Raw genomic sequence first — 18712 nt, forward strand, 5'->3', positions numbered from 1 at the left:
TTCACCTCGCAGCCTATCAATCTTCAAACTTTGGCAATGTCAACCAAAACCTCGCTCCTTTTCCCAATTCGCTATCAACGCCAATCTCTCCGCCGTGAGCCTCAACAATTTGCCTGCAAATGTAAAGTCCCAATCCCAATCCTTGCCTTAAACTAACTCCAACTCCCCTCGTATAAGGCTCGAATAATCTTGCACATTGCTGACGAGAAATTCCTGCCCCATTGTCTGCAACCGTACAGCGAACCATCTCACCTTCCCGTTTAGCTTCTACAGTCAATATAAACTCAGACTGATTGTATTTAACAGCATTGTCGATCAGATTGCCAAACACCCGCCAGAGCTGCTGGGCATCAGCATTGACTAAAGGCAAATCTGCTGCAAAACGCTGCTTAACCTTGACTCGATGCTGGTTGAGAATTGGTAATCTTTCAATAAGAATATTTTGGACTAAAGCGGGCAGCGACAGCGGCTTCATTGCTAAATAAGCACTTTTCACATCAAACTGTTGTGTTGCTGTTAGTGACTCAATCAACTGGAGTTGGCGCGAACAACTTTGCACCATAACCTCCACAGTCCGCCTATCAATAGCAATGTTGCTGGCAGCATCAGCTAGGCGATTTTGCAGCAGCAGCGACATTCCCGATAAAGGCGATCGCAAATCGTGCGAAACAGCGTGCAACAGCATTCTTAAATTGGCTTCGGCTTGCTGTCTTTCTTGAATTTCCTGGCTGAGCTGAACATTTTGTGCGGCCAATTGCACGTTAGCGCAGCGAAGTTGCTGCTGTAAACGCTGCATTTTAAGTTGGGCAGATACCCGCGCCAACACTTCAACAGGCTCAAAAGGTTTTATAATGTAGTCAGCACCGCCTGCCTCAAACCCTTTTACTTTGTCAAATACGTCATCTAAAGCACTGATGAAAATTACAGGGATACCACAAGTAGCTTCAGATGCTTTAAGTTGACGGCAGACTTCATAGCCATCCATACCGGGCATTTTTATGTCTAGCAAAATCAAGTCTGGTGCTTGCAACTCTACTGCTTTTAAAGCTCGCTGTCCACTAATCAACTTCCTGACTTTGTAACCGTTTTCAATTAGCACTTGAGACAGTAGTTGAATGTTAGCGGGAATATCGTCAACAATCAAAATGTCAGCCAAAAATTGTTTAGTTTGCTCCATCATCTATCGCCACCAAAGGACAGAGTTTTGAGTTTTTTCCGAATATTGCCAACCGCTATTTTCCCAGCCGCGCTGTTCGCACTAGCAGCATTAACAGGCGACTTAACATCCGCCACAGTCACGGGTTCTTCTGGATCGTTCGGATGTGGCAGCAATTGGTAAGCGAATCGAATCCGCTGATCCAGCTCTTCATCTATATTGAGCAGTTTACCTGTCTGCTGCTCTACTGACAAAGCTTTCGCCCGCCTTTCAAGCTGCGGTCTGATGCTGCTGTCCCACAGTTGTTCAGAATCTTTAGCTCGCTTTATGTCGCCGGGCCGCACCGGAATCTTGAGAGGGTAGGGAAATAAAGCTTCCGTCCCCGTTGCGTAGGCCGGTGAAGTGATGACGCACTTGCCTTGAGGAAACCTCAGAATTTCGTCAGGACTAATCAGCGGTTTCTTTTGCAACTGTTCGCTCCAGTTGACAGAACGGCTCGTTTGCTGCCCTGTCGAACTGCCGGTCGATCGATTTTTTACCAGCACTTCCACTTCCCCGTACCGCTTAGAATATTTCTCGGCTGTCTCAAAATCGCCGGGGTTGAAGAGGACATGAGTTGACAGAGCACTGGCGATCGCAGCCCCTTTTTTATCCCCATAGAGATTATAGAGTTGATTGAGTGATTGAATACCAACAATCGGCACGCCGCCAGCAGAACGATATTCGTTAGCCCACTGATCCATTCTGTCAAACTTGAGAGACGGAAACTCGTCTAAGCAGTACAAAAATGGGTCAGAACGTACCCGACTCAAATTAGACACCACACATAAGTGAATAGCAGCAGCTAACAGCGGCCCCACTACAGTGCGTCTTTGGTCATCTAATTTGAAAATAATGCACTTTTTGCCTTCTAAAGCAATCGGAATGGTGCTGCGACCAATAAATGCCCGCAGCAAATCTTTTTGAATGAAACTGGAGTAGGTTGCCTCTGCGGTTGCCTTGATGCCCGCCACTGTTTTTTCAGCATCTTTTGAACTTAATAACTGCGAAAAACTAGAGGCAATCCACCTATCCATTTTGAGGGGATGACCGTCGGGTCGGTGGACGGCGTGGTCGATGCGCTTGACCAAATCAGGCAGTTGAATAATTGCGTACACAAAAGCTAAATCCGGGTAAGGACTGCTTTTTGCCAACTGCACTAAACCCTTCGCCATCAACTCGCCTGCTTTCTCAAAAAACTCATTGCCTTTACTCTCCCCCGGACTAGCATTTCGAGCAATAACTTGTCCAATTTCTGCTGCCATTACTGCATCTTGTGCATCTCTCATAAAATCCAGAGGATTGATAGTGCCGCTGTAAGCTTCCCCTGGCGCAAACACTTGCACATCGTAGCCATAGCGCACTGCAAGGGGTGCAAGCACTTTCATCTGGTCTCCTTTTTTGTCGTAAATAATGGCAGGAAAACCTTGCTGGAATGCACTTTCAACCATCCGGTCAATGACGCTGAATGTTTTGCCAGAACCCGGAGCACCAATGACTAAAGTTCCGCGTTCTGCGTGGGGAAACCAAACCGTCGGATTTGCACCTAATAGCGTTTGCAATCGAGCACTCAATCCCTGACAACCTTTAAACCAATAAGTCGGCGTACCGCTCCACAAAGTAACGGGCAGCCGTTTTTTTTCTTTCATTTGCTTGAGGGCAGAGCCTGTGGCTGCCAATTTTTCAGCCGTCCCGCAGAGCCGCCCGGAGGTAATTTTACCCTTCCCGTTTCCAACTAATTTGGAAGCAATAAGCAAGACTGCCATTAGTCCTAACATTGCCAGTCCCTCTGGCTTCATAAACTGACCCAACAACCCGCCAAAATCTATGCTAGTTAACGAACGTTTAGGAGTTTGAACTGCCATTGGTATCAAGGTAGCTTTGTTAATTTTAGGCAAAAATTGCAAATTGTTCATTTTTTTTAGCTCTTAAAAAACTAAATGTTTCAGCTAGCGGCTATCGCCTCAAGGGGGAGACCATGACAAAAATAGGTAAACAATGGTAAGAAGCAATAACGCGAAATCTCCCAGTAAGACAGTACAGAATTCTAGTGGAAAGTCCAACACGCAAAAGAACAAGAGTGCTGATTATTACGAGATAGATCCCGAGCTATTCAACAGTGATTACAACCAAACTCGCAAACCCTCTTTGCCCTATGGAATCGTGATTAACGATAACCCAGCAGGTATTTTGCTCCCGAACGACCAGCTTGTCAAAGCGGAATGGCACGTAATGCCTAATGTTGAGGAATTGACAACGGTCGAACTAAGCGAAGAAGTGACAGGCTTACTGCTCCCAAAAGCGAGAATGTTGGTATTAGCTTTTGTGCCTGAGTACATCCGCTACAAAGATATTGAAGAAAATGGAGAATTAGCAGGTACTTTTATTGGGCTTTACGACGAATATCGCGATTCCCTCGATAAAAAGACGCAGGAAGTGTGTTCCGAACACGCTCTCATCTTTCTAAATCCCAAAAACCAACCCCTGCATCAGGTACCGATTGTCGTCCGCTTCAAGAATGTAGCCCTCTGGAGCTTTAAGAGCGCTAGAGAAGAATTTTACCGCAATTTAGAACGGGCATTTGCTGATTGCTTTGGGAGAGATTACAGCGGTAAAAATGACAAGTGGCGCTCTTTGGGAGTGTTGAATGTCGAGTTTAGAGCTCTTAAAGAAGGGGAAGGCAAAAATAAATCCTTTTGCTGCAAAACTCACAGCATTACTCAGCCAACAGATGCTAATTTCCACAAGCTATTTCTCGGTCAAAAACCACAAAAGAAATTGATTTGGGGACTGCACAATAACATTGCTGGTTTCATTGAGGCTAGCGATGCCGGGTTGCCAGCTATAGCTGCTGGTGCGGAACCTGAAGTCCAGGCGTTGCCAGAAAGCGTAACTAACCGCAAAAATCGAGGTAAATTGTCACCCCCTCGCAAAATTGCACAAGTTGAAGGAGGAACAGACTCAGAATTAGAGGAATTAGATGAATTTTCCGAGGCGGCTGAGGTTGAAGTTGAGGTTGATTCAGAAGAAGATTTTGACTTCGATGAACCCGCCCCCTACTAAACACTAACCATCTTTGAAAAGCTGGCTGTCAGCAAGTTGATAGGTAAGGCCGTCGTAGCAAAATTGAAGCTGGCGGCGGCCTTCTTTGGAAAGCTGATTCACTCCTAGACAAGGCAAACCTTCGTGCGAAGAACTGTCAGCCTTAAACAAAGGAGTTTTCGGCGGTTTATGGGGGTCGAGATAAGCTGCAAATACTTCTGTTGACACTTGACCGGAATCATTAGGAATACCGGAATCATTAGGAATTAAGTAGCCAACATAAAGGCAGCCTTTTGTGCCGCACAGAGCGGAATTATTGAAATCATAAAGGTTCAGCCGTCCTACCGAGCCATTAACTTGCCACACTCGCATTCTCTTAATCGCTTCCGCCACAGCACTTTGCCCAGTCGCTACTTTGAGTTCTGGAAGGCTGCTGTGTTCCTTTACAATTAGGGTTAAAGTTTCTTTTGGAGTGACTCGCAAAGCTTGTTGCCAAGAAGCTGGTGCGGTTGTTGCTGAACTAGAATTCGTGCAAGCAACTGTCCCCAATAATAGCGACAGGGCGGTAAAAACTGTCAAACCAATGCGAAACCAGTAACCAAGTTGATTTAACCAAACCGGGGGATTGACAATCTTTTGGGTGCCTGCTGTTTGTTGCTTAACCCTATTTTGTTTAACCATTTGTTACTCCCATCATACAAAATAAAAGAAAAAAACGGACAATAAAGCAGAAAAAAAAGACAATAAAAGAGAGCTTTTTTGGCGGAAGTAAGCTGTTTTATGTCTAAAGAGTCAATTTTTATGACTTCCTTTGGGGAAGACAAAACGACTCTAGAATTTATATCCTGAACAGTTAAGGAACAAGTCATCTCTAATCAGTTGACATCGGAATTATTATCTCTCTCTTCTCTTTCTGTGTGTCCTCTATGTCCTCTGTGTCCTCTGGGGTCTAATCATTCCAATACAACTGGAATTGATATCAATGCCCTAAAATCAATGGTTTCAGCAATTAAAAACGTCCTGGTTTTAGAGAAGGTTGTTAGAGTTGTTAATAATTTGCTTTTCCACCTCCTCTTTCCCCTGGTTCAATGGGAGAACGCAGCCATGCTAAGACTAATTGCTAGTCCCAAACCGATTAACATCATAAAAAGTTGCTGCTTGTGCTTGTAAAAAAGTCGAATTAAGAACCACATTCCCACCAAAAAAAAGCTGATGAACGGCGCAACCTTAATACTCCAACTAGCATTTAAAGTAATGCCGGAGCCGACCGAGTTGCTGATGCCATTGCTGTCACCAGAATTAGCTTGGCAATGGTCGCTGGTATTGTGGTTATAAAGCTCTCGAACTTTTTCCCCGTACTGTTTGAGAGAGTAGCCACCTAAAATGTTGGAATAGCTGGCATCAATTTTACTGCCCGAACCCCCAAAGTGTTTCTGTGCTACTCGCTCAATTAAGCGATCGCCCTTGAACACCTGCCCAGTTTTAGGGTCAATTTCCTGTTGACTGCTGACTACGTTCTCAGCTAGAGAATTTTGCAAAACTTTATCCTGAACAGCAGGAGGAAAATATTGGAATAGTTCCTCTCTTGTAGGTTTTTGACCTTTGTTGACTTTCAGGAGAAAGTTAGCCCCCCCTGGAATTGAGCTGACAGCACGCTGCACGTCTTCCCGGTAACTCATTAACTGATAGCGACCGATCGCCCGCCCGCAGTTTTGAGATCCTTCGGTACAAACGATCTCGCCAATAGCTTCGTAATCGCCACTGGCTGCATTTTCCAAATTGGCGATTCCTTCGGAAAGCTTTGCTAACGCCTCCCCTAATGAAGCTACATCCACACCGTTTACGTCAGTTGCGGGGCGCGCGCACTCTCGCTTTGATTCAGGTACCGGCTGAGTTGGTAAAGCGTTTTTTTTAGCTTGATTTGAACTCAGCGGCTTTGAAGGTTTTGTTTCAGATGCGACGCCTTTTGAACGCGAAATACTGTTAGAAGAACCGCCTTCCAATCGACCGACAAACATAGGCGAATTAACGCTGTAACTGAGAAACGGAACCGGACCAATAATGTAAGGCGATTTGCCACAGGGTAAACTAAACCTGAAGTACAGAGCCGTGTCAACAGTATCGCTGGTTTCTGACGGTTCCATTACCACTACTTTAAACACTTCCCCAAAAGGATGCCGGCCCGTCGGTTCCCAACCGGTCAAACAGCCAGAACCACCTCGCACTTCCTGGTATTTGCCGCTAATCCACTGCTTGCCTTCTAGCGGCCCTGCGGCGCGGCGACCGGCGTTTTCCATGTCGTCGAGTTCGATATAAGCGCAATCTTTCTCGCAGGCTACCGCAAATCCTTCTACATCAGAACCGGAAATTGTGTTATGGCGCTTGCTCTCGTACCGACTGTAGATCGTGTCAATTCGCATGACTGTGCTGCCAATAGACGCAATAGGAACAGGAAAATTAGAAAGCGGGACTTGACTCAGGAGCGGAATATTGCTGATGAGTTCCTCTGACCAGCCAGAGAACTGTTCTAAATTTACGCTATTAAGGTTGGGAATTTGGGCGATCGCAAACTCAGATAGGTCAATTTGGTTAAGTTTTGCCTGCGCTAGTTGCGGTACTTGTTTTACAGCTTGACCAATTGGCAATTGGCTGATGTTAGGGTTCACTCCGGCTATTTTAGAAGATAAAGAAGCAATTGGAGGAACATCGCTCAATTGAAATTGGCCCAGATTCGGAACAATTTCAGCCAAGTGACCGACTGTTTGCTTCCCAGCTAAGGGAAATGCTGACAAGCTGATATTCTCTAAATTGATACCCCCTAATGCCAATTGTTCAATTCCTTGCAAAGACAGAATTTCAGGTTTTACGTCGTTAATGTCACCCAGTTTCAAGATGTTGTCAACAGATGTGCCAGCTTGCCACCTTCGACCGCCAGAACTTCCAGAACTAGCAACGGCGGGTAGGGAACTAAAGGTAATCTGGCTCCAATCTGGCAGCAAAACTCTAGATTGTTCTTTTTCCCAAATTTTAGTAGGTAAGGAACTGGCGCTAGCAATTGATGGAAAGCTGAAGAAAGTAATGCAGACGAAAGCAAAAATTAGGCCAAGTGTACTGGCCGCTATTAAAGCATATCCTCCTACCGGGATTGATTTTTTTAACTGCTTTGGACTGTTCATGGGAATCCTATTGATGTTAACTAAAATCAGGTAAAAAAAGCTGCTCTATTATTTCTGATCTGGCAAAGATTTTTACTGTCTTTAAAACATTAGAAAAACAAGAGCAGCATTGCAGAAATAACTCATCAGCTAAATCTCCTTATCCCTTTCTCCCCCTCTTCGCTTTTTTCTTTAATCAAGCTCCAGCTCAAGCTGTGGATTCGGGCGGACTGCTGAATCTGTCCAAGGAGTATCTGCTAGGTTGGACAAGTCATAGACATTTTCTTGGTAAGCGTTGTCAAAATTACCTTGACGAACTTCTTTAGATGACGAGTAACCGACAGTCAAATCGGGTGCCGATTCGTAACCGGAGTTGTTAGAGCCGGAATTAGGTTCAATCGATGAATTATGCATGGTTTTTATGAGTTCATGTGGTGAACAATTCCAATTTAAATCGCATCTAATTCCTGCAACTTCATCCCGGTGAGCGATTTCGTTTAGTAAAAATTACCCCCTCCACATGGAGGGGGCAGCTTTATGAAGGTTGCCTAGAACGCCAGTTCAGTAAAAGAGGTTGACAAATATGTTCTAACAAAGGTAAATGCAGCAGAAGTAATATAACTAGCTGGCACATCAGACAGAATGGTCAGTAATTCTTGATTAGCAGCGATGCGGACGAAGGTATCTCGTGCAGAGATGCCAGTACCTGGAGCGATCGCCTCAATTCAAGCTGGGTAATTAAACTTGACATTCATATTTTGTAGTTTCTTTTTTGTACTGCATCCAGGTATTACCCATAGCTGTATGCCTGTAGCTATCAAGGGCGCGGTAGTCATTCCAAACGTTGTTTCCAAACCCCTTACTATTCAGTTAATTCCAGGTGTGTATCGCCCAGTCATACATAAATTTATCAACTTTAGAAACTGTATTAGGCTATAATCTAGTTATCGAGTTAGGTGTTGCAATTGAATCGCCCCATCCAGCTTCTTCGAGTTCGAGATATGCAGGTGGTTGATGCCATTCTGACCTCTGTTACCCAAAAGCATTTAGAAGATGCCACTACTCTCTGGGAACCAATCCTTAGAGGTAGTGGAGAAGAAGATGAATACTGGGATTGGATTAGCAAAAGCTATCGAACTAAATTTTTACCGGGAGATGAACTATATGCCATTGAGTGCGATGGCACAACTCAGGGTTTAATGACAATTGATATCCGAAAAAAACGCTGCTATATTGAGTCTCAATTAAGACGTAGATTGGTGTATATCAGGGCCCTAGCAACGGCTCCTTGGAACCGACTTGCTATCACCAATCCTCCTACTTATAAAGGAGTAGGTGGAACTCTGATAGATTTTGCGATCGCTCGCAGTGAAGAATTAGGATACCAAGGGAGAATAGGCTTGCACGCATTGAGGCGTGCGCTAGTATTTTATAGAAAATTGAGAGTGGGGCTGCTAGACTGCGGTCCAGATCCTGAAGAACCCGACAATCTTAATTACTTTGAAACATTAAGGACAGAAATATGAGTAAATCAATTCCCTCCGAGCCTCAATCCACAATAGATGATACAATCTGCCACCAGCGTTTGATGGAGCTGGTAGAAGCTGAAGATGCAGCTAACGGGGAAGTTGGCTGCGGCCGGAATTTAGGAGATCGCCCTTCAGTTTACTTAAAAACTTGCGGCATCAATATATCCGATGAGAAGTTAAGAAATTTGTTGAGGGAGTATTTAGGTCATTTATTGATGGAGGTAGATTTTGACTCGATCGTCACCCAAGTGAGTTATTTTGTAGAATCGCTAGTAGTGCAAGAAAGCATTCGATCTGCGAATCATCAACCGGAATTAACGCCCAAAGAATCAGTTGCAGAATACATTCCCACGCCAGAACTCAAACAGTGTATTGAATCGGAATTGGGGGAGTTTTGTTCGTCAAGTGCGAGCGAGCAAATTGTTCTGTATACTTGCCAAGTAATTCACAATTCAGTTCTACAACCCCGACATAAGTGGCCCCAACCTATTTGGGTGCTAAGCGCTATTCAAAAAGTGTATATTGCTCAGGCTTCTAGTTTAGATGCAGCAATTGCCCGAGTGAAAGCACAGTACCCTCACGAAACCGGAGAATTGCAAGTAATAAAAGTCGGAGGTCTTCTTGCGCCCGAGCGAGTTATTTCCTTGGACTTGACTGACAATTTTAGATAAAAACATTGCCCAGTTACTCGCTTCCCACCCGAAAAATTTGTATTGCGATTGACGGCTTTTGATGCACGCAGACGCTCCGTCACAGAGCAGAAGAAGTACATAATCTTATACCCGGAAGGGAGTAATCGTGACAGAGTATCCCGAAGCTCATCACTTAAGTTGAGGCTTTCACTTCCTATGGCGTGGGAAGCGAAAGCGGTAGGAGAGAAACTCTCGATCCCACATTCCGCACCCGGTACTGGCACATACACGGAGCGCTCGGCCTACGATCTCTCTACTCCGAATTTGCTTGTAAAGTGCGATCGTTCCAATCTATGAGTTGGGGGCATCTACTGCATAAGTCAATTAGCCTTACACCTATTAAATCACATAAGAGAGCAGCCGAAAAAAGGTATCTCTCAATACACCTCCTTTCGTTGAGTGCATTCAACCACAAGATGCTGCCCGCAAAAGCAAACAGCGTCCAGTCGATCGTACTTATAAAAGTTACGGACCAAGCTGGGATTGAAAAAAAATCACTCTTAACCAGAACAATCAATCATGTCAAAAATTGTCTCAATTCACTCGTATCGAGGCGGCACGGGCAAATCAAATTCAACAGCCAATCTTGCGGTAGCTGTTGCCAGCAAAGGCTATCGGGTCGGCATAGTTGACACTGACATTCAATCCCCCGGGATTCACATCTTGTTTGACATTGACCAAGAACAGATCGAACATACCCTCAATGACTTTCTTTGGGGTCGTTGTGCGATCGCAGATGCCGCTTGCGATGTCACCTCCGTACTCGCAGACCAAGAAACAAGCAGCAGTCGCATTTACTTAGTTCTTTCCAGCGTTAAAATCAACGATATTTCTCGCATATTGCGCGAGCGAGTTGACGTTGAACTGCTGCTAGAAGGCTTCAAAGATTTAATCAAAAACCTGAATCTTGACTACTTATTTATTGACACTCACCCGGGTCTCAATCAAGAAACTTTAATATCGCTAACTACCTCCGATCTTGTTGTGTTCGTACTTCGACCAGACCAGCAATATTTTCAGGGTACTGCGGTAACAGTAGATGTAGCGGGCCGGCTGCGAGTTCCCAAGTTGCTGCTACTAATTAATAAAGCTTTAGTAGAATACGACTTCGAGGATCTGCGGCAACAAGTCGAACAAAATTATCAAGCCCCAGTGGCAGCCATCATTCCTGAGTTCCACGACATACTTCGACTTGCTAGCAGCGGCATTTTTTGCTTGCACTATCCCAATCATGCTATAAGTCTAGCGATCGAGAAAGTTGCCCAACAAATCGTCAATTAATTAAAAAAAACGCCAAATTCAGTGATAATTTTAGCTTTATTTATTTTTTTACCTGTTGTTTATGCTAACAAAATTTTCCCCAAAATTAAATAATTTAACGTTAGCTAAAAAGCTAACTATCCTACTGCTAGCCATATTTCCAGGAGGAATTATGTTAAGTGTCATCGCTTTAGCTAGCGTCCTGAATTACAAGGCTAAAGCTGAGATTAGTTCAAAAGCTTTGCTGTTGATGCAGAGCATGAACTCTGTCCGGTGTTACAGTAATACTGAAGTGTCACCGCAGTTAGTTGCTCGGTTGAAACCTGATGAATTTTTACCGCAGACTGTTCCAGCTTATTCAGCAAATAAAGTTTTCGATAAACTGCGGTCTGACGAAACTGATTGCGGGGATTATTCTTACAAAGAAGCGATGTTAAATCCCACTAATATACGCGATAAAAGTGATGAATTTGAAACCGGATTAGTGGCTGATTTTTGCAAGAAGATAAATACCAAACAATTGCAAGGATTTCGTTCTTTAGGAGGCAAAGAAATTTTTTACATCGCTCGTCCCATCAGCGTAACTGCATCTAGTTGTCTGAGATGTCACAGCACGCCAGACGCTGCGCCTAAAGACATGATTAAAATTTACGGCACAATCAATGGATTTGGCTGGAAATTGAATGAAGTTCTCGGTACTCAAATTGTTTCTGTTCCCGCCAGTCAAGTTTTGCAGAAAGCTCGCCAATCGTTTGTTGTAGTTATGGGAATTGTAGCGATGGTTTTTGCGGTGACAATATTGATGGCTAACCTGTGGCTAAAGCAATATATTATTCGACCGATTAAGAATATAGTCTTAGTAGCAGAAGCTATGAGTACAGGCGATCTGACTGCTGATTTTGACAAAAAATCTAACGATGAAATTGGTAGTTTAGTAGAAGTTTTTACTCGGATAAAGCTGAGTTTAGCAATGGGATTAAAAAGTTTTAGCGAAACCGGAAAGCAACTCCCAAATCTGATAGTTAATACTTGAGGTATTTGTCCCGTGAACCAACAGCAATTGCGTACAAAAGTTTTAGTAGACTGCGGTGCCGACGATTCTGAAATTGCCGAACTGCTGGCTTACAACCAAAATGTTTTTGATTTTAGCAGTGTCCAGCTTCCCCAAACCTTTCCCCCCGATCCTGAACGGGGCGTTACTGTTTGGAAAAAATACGCAGCAGCCGCAGAAACAGCGGGAGTTTATGAAGTATTGAAAGAGTGTTTGATACAGTTTCAGTTTCCCATACTTGCAGGAATCAGCGAAACTGAAGAATACCGTGCAGCTACTCGCAAAGGAAAGTTTCCAGACGAAAGTGCGATCGGCACTCCGCTAACTTTCACCGAACCCGAAAAACTTCAACTTCAATTGCATCAAACTCTGGCGGGTACTATTCCAGTATTAATAGCTGCCAACCGAGAGGATTTTGTCACGTTAGTGCAAGCACTTACGAAACGCAATGAACCGCAGCCAATTCCCGATTCTATGGGGGCTTGTACGATTAGCGGCTACAACAATTGGCATCGGATCGAGCAATACAAACAGCAGTGGAGTGTCCGACAAAATAAATACTCTGAGACTGACTGGAAGGCAGAATTTAAACGCTTAATTCCCCGCAAAGAATTGTATCAAGATCGGTTGATAGTTTTGAGTACGGGCCCCTACAGCAACGTGACAGCCAGCAATCTGGGATTAACTGAAGCTGAATGGCAGCAACTTTCTCTAAAAATCCGCCTCGAACACGAATCTACGCATTACTTTACGCGCCGCTTTTTTGGTTCAATGCGAAATAATATGACCGATGAATTAATTGCTGACTACAGAGGCATTGTCGCAGCTTTGGGACACTATAGATCCGACTGGTTTTTACATTTTATCGGCTTAGAATCATTTCCGGCATACCGCAAAGGCGGTAGGTTGGAAAACTATAGGGGCGAACCTGTGCTGTCAGACAGTGCGTTTAAAATTCTGCAAATACTGGTGAAAAAAGCAGCGGAAAATCTCGATCGCTTTGACAAACAATTTTGCCAACAGCAGAGAAGTCCTTTAGAACAAGTTTCTGCGATCGTAACTTTAACTGCCCTAACTCTAGAAGAATTAGCGGACGATTCTGCCGAATTTTTGCAAAAATTTGCAGCGTCGGCTAACTTGGCTGTGGCAATATGAACTCGACTAAAGCCCTGGCACACTTTAACGATGTTGTAGGGTGCGTCAGTCTTCAGGTGAATAGGAAAAATAAGGGTTTTCCCATCTGACGCACCCTACCTGATGTGACAGTTTCCTCCAAGAGTGATGAAGTTTAAACATCCGATCGCCCGCAGTGAATGACAACAATACATAAAACAAAAAAAGGTTATGACAGAAGTTTTGATCCAACAGTTGAATAACAGCGACATTAACTGGATGATCGCCAACGGCAGCCGACAGCAGCTTGCCTCTAACACCATACTGATCCGACAGCAAAGCAGCGTTAACAGCTTGTATATTGTGCTTGATGGCAGTCTAACCGCTACCGTTAAAAGCAACTCAGAAAGTGTATTAGCAGGTGGTTTTTCTGCCGTGGAAGATGACACAGATTTAGAGCAAGAAATTGGTCGCTTTTCTAGCGGCGACGTGCTAGGGGAAACATCATTTCTCAATCTCAGTCCCGCCGCCACTGCGGTAAAAACAACAGAAAAATCAACAGTTTTAGTTTTGCCCCGCCAGAAATTGCTGGGGAAACTGCGACAAGACGCGGACTTTGCTTGTCGGTTTTATCGGGCGATCGCAATTTTACAGCAAAACCGGTTCGATCGATTAATTCAACAATTTATCCGCCGCCAGAATTTGAAAATATCGCCCCTGCAAGATATTCCCTTGCTGTTTGGGGAACTCAGCGACAGTGATGTTGACTGGATTGTCAGATACAGCCGCGTTGAAGAAATTGCCGCCGACACGATGTTAATTCGGGCAAATCGGCCAGTAGATACGCTTTACCTGCTGCTGCGGGGAACTGCATCAGTTGCTTTCAGTGAAAATAGCAGCAGCAGTTTCGCCAGCGTTTTTTCAATGCTTGAAAATTTGGAGGAAAGCGATGAGTCGCCCGGATACGAAATTGCTCAATTGACAAGGGGTGAAATTACTGGGGAAATGGCTTTAATTGATACCCGTTTGTCGGCTTATAGTTTTAAAGCTTTGGAAAATTTACAGGTATTGGCGATCGACAAACAACAATTGTCCATTGAAATACAGAAAAATCCGGCGATGGGGACTCGTTTTTTGAGAGCGATTGCTATGTTAATTTCTGCTAGAATGCAAGCTCTAATCGGTCGCGTCGGATACGGCAGAAGTAGTTATCTGTTGGGGGAAAATCTGTCGGGAAATTCTCGATACGCTGATGAAATCGATGTCAACATGATGGACGATCTCAGTTTAGGGGGTAAGAGATTTGATTGGATGCTGAAGCGGTTAAAGATTTCGATTTAATTCAATTGTTTTAAGGACTGCGCTCGCTAGAACAAACAGGAGGAATTAGAAGGTGCAAACTAAAAATAACAAACTTTTCCGTCAAGAAGCGCTAGAGCGCTTATCTTCGCCAGAAAGACTGGATCAAATGATTCAGGTAGTTAGTCCAAGAGCTTGGCTGCCTTTAAGTGCGATCGGCGCCTTAGTAGCTGCTGCCACTGTTTGGAGTGTAGTTGGGCGAATTCCGCTGAATGTGACGGGTCAAGGAGTATTGATTCAGCCGCGCCGAATCGTGCAATTTCAAGCACCGAATGCCGGTGGATTATTAAACCTGAAGATTAAAGTGGGAGATACAGTGAAGCGCGGTCAGGTAATCGCGACAATTGACCAATCAACCCTCAAGCAACAATTAGAACAAGAAAAAGCAAAATTAGCTGAACTGGAACGGCAAAAAATCGATACAAATAAACTGCAAAAACAACAGATTTTGCAGGAATTAAACACGCTGCAAAAGCAGCAACAAGACCTCGAAGAAAGTTTGCGCCGAGAATCAATTTCACCGCTGCTGCGCCAACAAAACCTCACTGCTTTAAGACAAAAACGCCAAAGTTTGGAAGAAAGTTTGCGGAGAGAGTCAATCGCACCGCTGCTGCGCCAACAAACCCTCAATGCTTTGACACAAAAACGCGAAACCCTGCAAGAAAGTCTGCGCCGAGAATCGAGCGTGCCCTTGCTGCGGCAGCAAACTCTCACAGTGATCGAAGAAAAACGTCAAAACCTCAAACAGCAAAAGCAAGAAATCAGTTCTTTAATAAAAACCCTACAGCAGCGGGTAGAAGCCCACCGCAGTCTTTTTGATGAAAAGATTATCACCCAGGAACAGCTTTTGCAAGTCCAGCAGGAATATATGAAATCTCAACTGCAAGTCTCAGATATCGAAACGCAACTCAAAGAACTCGATGTTCAGAAAACTACTAACGAGCGCGAATATATGCAAAACCTCAATCGAATTAATGAAATCAAAAATAACCTTCAAGAAATCGACATTCAAGCGACCAATGCCGAACGCGAATACCAACAAAATCTCACTAAAATGAACGAGATTAAAAACAATATTCAACAAGTAGACATTGAAAAGACTACGACTGAACGCGAACACCTCCAAAATCTCAACAAAATTGACGAAATCACAACCAAAATCAAAGATATCAAAAATCAAGAAACCAAGTTAGCCCAACAAGATTTAGAAAAGACTGTCAGCCAAACAAATCAGATTCAAGAAATTAAACGCAAGATTGCCCAATTAGACATGAAATTGGCAGGCGACAGCAAAATTGTCAGCCAATATGACGGCAAGATTTTAGAACTTGGCGTCGCACCCGGTCAAATTCTCAGTGCCGGTATGCGGTTAGGGGCGATCGAAGCAGAAGATCCGGGTGCAAAAATAATAAGTCTCGTCTATTTTGCTGACAAAGATGGGAAACAAATTCAACCTGGAATGAGCGTACAAGTTACTCCCAGCGTCGTCAAGCGAGAACGCTACGGCGGCATTATCGGCAAAGTAACTCGCGTTTCTCCCTTCCCCGTAACCAACCAAGAAATGTCAGCAATTATTGGCAACGAAAATATGGCAAATAAACTCTCGGAAAGTTTGACAGCGGGCGGCGGCGCGCCAGTACAAATATTTGCTGAACTGGAAGAAGATTCAAATAATATCAGCGGTTATAAGTGGTCTTCCTCCAAAGGGCCTGCGCTAAAACTTACGTCAGGAACTACCGCCTCAGTCAGAGTGCAAATCGCAGAACAAGCGCCTATTTCTTACGTGATTCCTATTTTTAAGTCTTTGACAGGCGTTAACTAAGTAGAAGGAAGAAGGAAGAAGGAAGAAGGAAGAAGGAAGAATACCGAGCCAGTAAGCTTTTCTTTCTTCGCGCTCTACCCTACGGGAACTGCTTCGCAGAACGCGCCTTCGCGGTTCGTTAAAAAAAATTAATTCACAGCGCATATCGCAAACAACAAACAAAGCTATGAACTTATCCTCTTTTATACCCAAGAACTTATCCTCTTTTATTGCCAAACTCAAGATCAAACGCAAACTGCGACGCGCCCGCACTCCGACAATTTTGCAAATGGAAGCAGTTGAATGCGGTGCCGCTGCTTTAGGAATAATCTTGAGCTACTGGGGCGGAACTGTACCGCTAACAGAATTGCGCCGCGAGTGCGGAGTCTCGCGAGATGGCAGCAAAGCATCCAACATACTCAAAGCAGCTCGACTTTACAACCTGGATGCTAAAGGATTCAAAAAGCCGATCGCCGACTTAAAAATTCTTCCCCCTCCCTATATTGTTTTTTGGAACTTCAACCACTTTTTAGTAGTAGAAGGGTTTACTAAAAAACGCGTTTACCTCAACGATCCGGCTGCGGGGCCGAGAACAGTCGATCTCGATGAATTCGATCGCGCTTATACCGGCGTTGTCCTGATGATGGAACCGGGGCCAGACTTTAAAAAAGGAGGCAAAAAACCCGGAATTATCCCTGCCTTAAGCGATCGCCTCCAAAGTTCGCGGTGGGCGATCGCCTTTTGTTTGGTAGCAGGATTGCTGCTAACTGTTCCCCGTCTGGCGGTACCGGCTTTCAGCCAAATTTTTATCGATGAAATTCTCGTCGAAAACCGTACTGAATGGCTGCGGCCTTTGCTGTTGGTAATGCTGTTTGCAACTGCGATCCGGGGGCTGCTGGCCAAATTGCGGTTTGTTTACCTGCGGCGGCTTGCTGTTAAATTGTCGGTTTCAATGTCGGGACAATTTCTGTGGCATACTTTACGCTTGCCAGTCGGGTTTTACGCACAGAGATTCACGGGCGAAATCAGCAGCCGCAGCGAACTTAATGACAAGGTTGCAGAGGTATTGTCGGGAAAACTTGCTACCACTGCGATCGACACGGTGATGATGGTTTTCTACGCTGCGATCATGCTGATGTACGATCGAGTGTTAACCGGTGTCGCCATTTTCTTCGCCGCCCTCAACTTCTTCGCCCTGCAATCTTTATCCCGCAGCCGCGTCGATACCAATACCAGACTCGCATCTGAAAGCGGCAAAGTCAGCGGAGTTGGGATCGGCGGTATCCAAGCGATCGAAACAATCAAAGCCAGCGGTTTAGAGTATGACTTGTTTTCTAAGTTTTCTGGCTATTATGCCAAAATGCTCAACGCCCAGCAAGAATTGGCACTCCCGTCTCAAATTCTGTCAATATTGCCCGGATTTTTGATGGGCTTGGCCTCAACGTCTATTTTAGTTGTCGGCGGGCTGCGGGTGATGAACGGCAGCTTGAGTATGGGGATGCTGATCGCGTACCAAAGTTTAACGCAGGAATTTCTGACGCCAGTTAACAATCTTGTCGGTTTTGGCACTACCCTGCAAGAGCTGGAAGCCGATTTAAGCCGTCTCGATGATGTTTTGCAAAATCCCACCGATCCAGAAGCCCAGAGGGGTAGAGGGTTCCACAGGTATTCGCTTGGGGACGCAGGATTAGAAATTCCTGCCAATTCCCCAGGGTCAATTGTAGAGACAAGGGCGATCGGCTCTGCACCGCATTCCTCAAACAGCATCACCTCAGACTCGTTTCAGCTAAAGGGTTATGTCGAACTGCAAAACATCAGTTTTGGCTACAACAGGTTAGACTCTCCCTTAATTGAAAATTTGACTGTCACTGTCAAACCCGGTCAGCGGATAGCTTTGGTAGGCGGCAGCGGTTCTGGCAAGTCTACTGTTGCCAAACTGATTACTGGGCTTTACCAGGTTTGGGAAGGTGAAATTTTGTTTGACGGCATTCCCCGCCAACAGATTCAGCGATCGATCCTCGCTAATTCGCTCGCAATGGTTGAGCAGGATATCTTTTTGTTTGCGGGGACTGTTCGCGAAAATCTCACCCTGTGGGACTCAACGGTTCCAGAAGCTGATTTGGTGCGCGCCGCCACAGATGCGGCGATTCACGATTTGATTTTGAATATGCCTGGGGGATATGACGCCCAACTCAGCGAAGGGGGCACGAACATGAGCGGGGGACAGCGCCAGCGTTTAGAAATTGCTAGGGCTTTGGTGAGAAATCCGGCGGTGTTGGTGCTCGACGAGGCAACGAGTGCCTTGGATGCTGAAACAGAGTTGACGATCGATCGCAACCTGCGCCGTCGCGGCTGTTCTTGTATTGTGGTAGCTCACCGGCTGAGTACGATTCGGGACTGCGACGAAATTCTGGTGCTGGAACGGGGGAAAGTGGTTGAGAGAGGTACTCACGAGGACTTGCGCGATCGCGCGGGGGCTTATGTTCGTTTGATTAGTTCGGAGGAGGCATAGGTT

The 18712-nt window shown here is 44.9% G+C and carries 14 protein-coding genes; 9 read left to right on the plus strand and 5 right to left on the minus strand.

Annotated elements, in window-relative coordinates; all coding sequences use genetic code 11:
- Positions 1-16 precede the first annotated feature (16 nt).
- Together QUB63_RS18180 and QUB63_RS18185 are read right to left on the minus strand one after the other, a co-directional pair.
- Positions 17-1180: a hybrid sensor histidine kinase/response regulator gene (locus tag QUB63_RS18180; RefSeq protein ID WP_332946666.1), complete on the minus strand. Its 1164-nt coding sequence runs from the start codon at positions 1178-1180 to the stop codon at positions 17-19.
- Positions 1177-3111, minus strand: coding sequence for a type IV secretory system conjugative DNA transfer family protein (locus QUB63_RS18185; RefSeq protein ID WP_332946667.1), 1935 nt, complete (start codon positions 3109-3111; stop codon positions 1177-1179). The genes QUB63_RS18180 and QUB63_RS18185 overlap by 4 nt, the downstream gene beginning before the upstream one ends.
- An 82-nt stretch (positions 3112-3193) precedes the next feature.
- Here QUB63_RS18185 and QUB63_RS18190 point away from each other — a divergent pair, with 82 nt between their 5' ends.
- Positions 3194-4258, plus strand: a complete 1065-nt coding sequence (locus tag QUB63_RS18190) for a DUF5895 domain-containing protein (protein ID WP_332946668.1) — start codon at positions 3194-3196, stop codon at positions 4256-4258.
- Positions 4259-4261: 3 nt separating this feature from the next.
- Here QUB63_RS18190 and QUB63_RS18195 read toward each other — a convergent pair whose 3' ends face one another.
- From QUB63_RS18195 to QUB63_RS18205, 3 genes are all read right to left on the minus strand, one after another.
- Positions 4262-4918: a hypothetical protein gene (locus QUB63_RS18195; protein WP_332946669.1), complete on the minus strand. Its 657-nt coding sequence runs from the start codon at positions 4916-4918 to the stop codon at positions 4262-4264.
- 404 nt (positions 4919-5322) lie between these two features.
- Positions 5323-7413, minus strand: a complete 2091-nt coding sequence (locus QUB63_RS18200) for a hypothetical protein (protein ID WP_332946670.1) — start codon at positions 7411-7413, stop codon at positions 5323-5325.
- Between the two features lie 171 nt (positions 7414-7584).
- Entirely contained in the window at positions 7585-7806 is a 222-nt protein-coding gene (locus QUB63_RS18205) for a hypothetical protein (RefSeq protein ID WP_332946671.1), read from the minus strand.
- Positions 7807-8357: 551 nt separating this feature from the next.
- Here QUB63_RS18205 and QUB63_RS18210 point away from each other — a divergent pair.
- From QUB63_RS18210 to QUB63_RS18245, 8 genes are all read left to right on the plus strand, one after another.
- Positions 8358-8918, plus strand: a complete 561-nt coding sequence (locus QUB63_RS18210) for a GNAT family N-acetyltransferase (RefSeq protein WP_332946672.1) — start codon at positions 8358-8360, stop codon at positions 8916-8918.
- Positions 8915-9592, plus strand: a complete 678-nt coding sequence (locus QUB63_RS18215) for a hypothetical protein (protein ID WP_332946673.1) — start codon at positions 8915-8917, stop codon at positions 9590-9592. Before QUB63_RS18210 ends, QUB63_RS18215 begins: the two co-directional genes overlap by 4 nt.
- 540 nt (positions 9593-10132) lie before the next feature.
- Positions 10133-10894 carry a MinD/ParA family ATP-binding protein gene (locus tag QUB63_RS18220; protein ID WP_332946674.1) on the plus strand — a complete coding sequence of 254 codons (762 nt, stop codon included), beginning with the start codon at positions 10133-10135 and terminating at the stop codon, positions 10892-10894.
- 151 nt (positions 10895-11045) lie between these two features.
- Positions 11046-11906 (plus strand): Tll0287-like domain-containing protein, encoded by an 861-nt coding sequence (locus QUB63_RS18225; RefSeq protein ID WP_332946675.1) that lies wholly within the window; start codon positions 11046-11048, stop codon positions 11904-11906.
- A gap of 12 nt (positions 11907-11918) precedes the next feature.
- Positions 11919-13079: a DUF7005 family protein gene (locus QUB63_RS18230; protein ID WP_332946676.1), complete on the plus strand. Its 1161-nt coding sequence runs from the start codon at positions 11919-11921 to the stop codon at positions 13077-13079.
- 189 nt (positions 13080-13268) lie between these two features.
- Entirely contained in the window at positions 13269-14378 is a 1110-nt protein-coding gene (locus QUB63_RS18235; RefSeq protein WP_332946677.1) for a cyclic nucleotide-binding domain-containing protein, read from the plus strand.
- A gap of 52 nt (positions 14379-14430) precedes the next feature.
- A complete protein-coding gene (locus tag QUB63_RS18240; RefSeq protein WP_332946678.1) occupies positions 14431-16218 on the plus strand; it encodes an NHLP bacteriocin system secretion protein in 1788 nt (595 codons plus the stop codon).
- A gap of 166 nt (positions 16219-16384) precedes the next feature.
- Positions 16385-18709, plus strand: a complete 2325-nt coding sequence (locus QUB63_RS18245; protein WP_332946679.1) for an NHLP family bacteriocin export ABC transporter peptidase/permease/ATPase subunit — start codon at positions 16385-16387, stop codon at positions 18707-18709.
- Positions 18710-18712: the final 3 nt, after the last annotated feature.

Source organism: Microcoleus sp. ARI1-B5 (genome assembly GCF_036705795.1).
GTDB lineage: Bacteria > Cyanobacteriota > Cyanobacteriia > Cyanobacteriales > Microcoleaceae > Microcoleus.